Origin of the sequence: Algoriphagus hitonicola (assembly GCF_900113375.1) — a bacterium.
GTDB lineage: Bacteria > Bacteroidota > Bacteroidia > Cytophagales > Cyclobacteriaceae > Algoriphagus > Algoriphagus hitonicola.
The window spans coordinates 29913-32602 of record NZ_FOPC01000022.1 but is presented as its reverse complement, the minus strand read 5'-3'; the positions used below and the strand labels follow the sequence as shown (position 1 = coordinate 32602).

General features: G+C 49.8%; 3 protein-coding genes and 1 pseudogene. 3 read left to right on the top strand and 1 reads right to left on the bottom strand.

All coding sequences use genetic code 11. From position 1 onward, the window contains the following. Positions 1-108 precede the first annotated feature (108 nt). The 3 genes and pseudogenes from tnpA (at position 109) to tnpC (ending at position 2506) form a co-directional block, all read left to right on the top strand. Positions 109-387: an IS66 family insertion sequence element accessory protein TnpA gene (tnpA, locus tag BM043_RS18995; protein ID WP_092794768.1), complete on the top strand. Its 279-nt coding sequence runs from the start codon at positions 109-111 to the stop codon at positions 385-387. 1 nt (position 388) lies between these two features. Continuing rightward, entirely contained in the window at positions 389-733 is a 345-nt protein-coding gene (tnpB, locus tag BM043_RS18990; protein WP_092794765.1) for an IS66 family insertion sequence element accessory protein TnpB, read from the top strand. A gap of 194 nt (positions 734-927) precedes the next feature. Continuing rightward, a pseudogene (gene tnpC / locus BM043_RS18985) lies at positions 928-2506 on the top strand (IS66 family transposase). On the opposite strand, the gene BM043_RS19660 reads toward tnpC, so the two are convergent. Beyond that, positions 2498-2690 (bottom strand): hypothetical protein (locus BM043_RS19660; RefSeq protein ID WP_218144173.1); only part of this gene is annotated, 193 nt, incomplete at its 5' end. The pseudogene tnpC and the gene BM043_RS19660 sit on opposite strands and share 9 nt — an antisense overlap.

The window sequence follows — 2690 nt, the reverse complement described above, 5'->3', positions numbered from 1 at the left end:
TTGGCAGCATTTTGAATCCGAGGAATCCCTCTTTCAATGTACCCACCCCGCCAAGTACATCTTCCAAAAATCCCTTACCAGCTATAGGTTTGCATCAAAAACAAACCTATGAAAAGAGCAAGTCAACAACAAATGGAAGCGGCAGTAGCTTCCTTCAAGTCCAGCGGCCTTACCCAGCGGGAATTCTGTCTTCGTGAGAACATCAAGCTGCCCACCTTTTCCTATTGGTACCGAAAAGTCAATGTTTCTTCAGCAACTCCTGTTGTCCGATTTACAGAAGTAACTGCCCCTTTACCCTCCGTTGGACTGGAAGTGGTGTTTCCCAACGGAGTGACGGTCCGTGGCATACAGGACCTTTACCAGATCCGCCAACTGATCAACTGGTAAGATGTTCACGCTGGGGTCTTCCCACCGGTTCTTCCTCTACGGCGGGGCAGTGGACATGCGCAAAGGTTTTGACGGACTGAGCGGCCTGGTCCGCAATAGCCTGGACCGGGATCCGCTGTCCGGGGAAGTCTATATCTTCCTGAACCGCAACCGTACCCTGGTCAAGCTGCTCCACTGGGAAGCAGGGGGCTTGGTGATCTATTACAAGCGTCTTGAAAAAGGTGTCTTTCAGCCGCCCGATGGAATGGAACAAGGCGGCAAACTTCCCTGGAGCTCTCTGGTATTGATGGTCGAGGGCATCAAGGTGCTGGATTCCCGCCAGCTTCCCAGATACACCAAACCCTGAGGATTTTTTTCAGGGTTTTTATGTTTTTTTTATCGACTTCCGTTCAGGTTTTCAGCGTTAAAACATCTCTTTTGGATAATTGGGACTGCTTTTTTATGCCAATGGATAGAAATCAGCCGAAAGGTATACTTATCCACAGGTCCTGTGGGAAACTAATGCTTTGAAGACTCTTTTTTGACTGATATTTTCGATGCATGAACCAACCACTGGACCAGCTCACTAAAACCGAACTCATCGCCCTGTTGGGGATGAAGCAGCGGGAGTTGGAGTCCAAGGAAAAGGCAATCCAATCCAAAGATCAAGCGATTGAATCCAAGGACCGCCGAATTGAAGACCTGGAGGGAATTATTGCCAAATTCCAGCGCACCCTGTTTGGTCAGAAGCGGGAACGCTTTGAGTCTTCCGACCAGCTGAGCCTTCCTTTTGAAGCCACTGCTGAACAACAGCAGGCCATGGAACTGGAGCTGACCGAAAAGGTGGAGTATGTCCGCAGGAAATCCGGTTCTTCACATCCGGGCAGGACCAAACTGCCCGAACATCTTCCGGTGGAAGAAATCGAGCTGTATCCGGAGGGGAACCTGGAGGAGATGACCTGCATCGGCAAAGAAATCACCGAGGAGCTTGATTACAAGCCTGCCCAATTCATCATCCGCCGCTACATCCGGTATAAATATGTATCCAAAGCCGAGGAAGGCAAGTCCCCGATAACCATTGCACCGCTCCCTTCCCGCTGATCGACAAAAGTATGGCAGGTACAGGGTTGCTGGCCTCCATTCTGACAGACAAGTATGTGGACCATCTGCCGCTTTACCGGCAACTGCAGCGCTTCAAACGGGAAAACATCCCCATTGCCGCTTCTACCCTGGACGGCTGGGTCAGACAGGGACTGGAACGGCTGGAAATCCTCTACGACTGGCTGATGAAGGACACCCGCGGGAAAGGATACCTTCAGGGGGATGAAACCACTATCCGGGTTTTGGATGCGACCAAAAAGAAACAGACCCACCTGGGCTATTACTGGGTGTACCATAATCCTATGGACGGCACCGTATTGTTTGATTACCAAAAAGGACGTGGCAAGGAGGCACCCAAAAAGCTGTTGGAAGGCTTCAAAGGCTATCTCCAAAGTGACGGGTATGCCGTCTATGGCCAATATGGAAGACAGGACGGAGTGACCCACCTGTGTTGCTGGGCACATGCGCGCCGTGAATTTTTCGATGCACAGCAAAACGACAGGACAAAGGCAGAGCTGGCGCTCACCTTTATCAAAAAGCTCTATGAAGTAGAGGCCCACTGCAGGGAAATGCGGCTAAGCCCAGAAGACAGAAAGGCCTATCGGCTGGACAAGGCACTGCCCATTTTGGATACATTCTCCAACTGGCTAAAGGAGAACTATGCCCAGGTACTTCCAAAAAGTAGTATTGGAAAGGCCATGGCCTACACCATGACACGCTGGGAAGAGCTGACCAACTACCTCATGGACGGGATGCTGGAAATCGACAACAATGCCATTGAAAACAAGATCAGACCGGTGGCCATCGGAAGAAAGAATTACCTCTTTGCAGGATCTCATGATGCCGCACAGCGGGCGGCAATGATCTACTCATTCTTTGCCATCCCGATACTCGGGACAGGTAGTGCAAGATCGAGGACGTGAATCCTCAACAATGGCTCAAGTATGTCTTCGACCATATCATGGAAACCAACATCCAGAAAATACACGAACTCCTGCCCAGAAATTATAAACTTTTCATTAGTAAAAAATCAAACTAAGGAAAGACGGGGTTGCTCGGGTGGATACGATACATCGGGACGGGACAAGATGTGGTAAAAAGAAGAAGAAACCACAAAGAGCACTAAGTTCACAAAGCTTATTTTTCTTTCCCGATGCTCGGGACGAGTTGTGTTCTTGGTGTCCTTAGTGGTTAAATATTCCTTTCCCATGTCCCGATACATC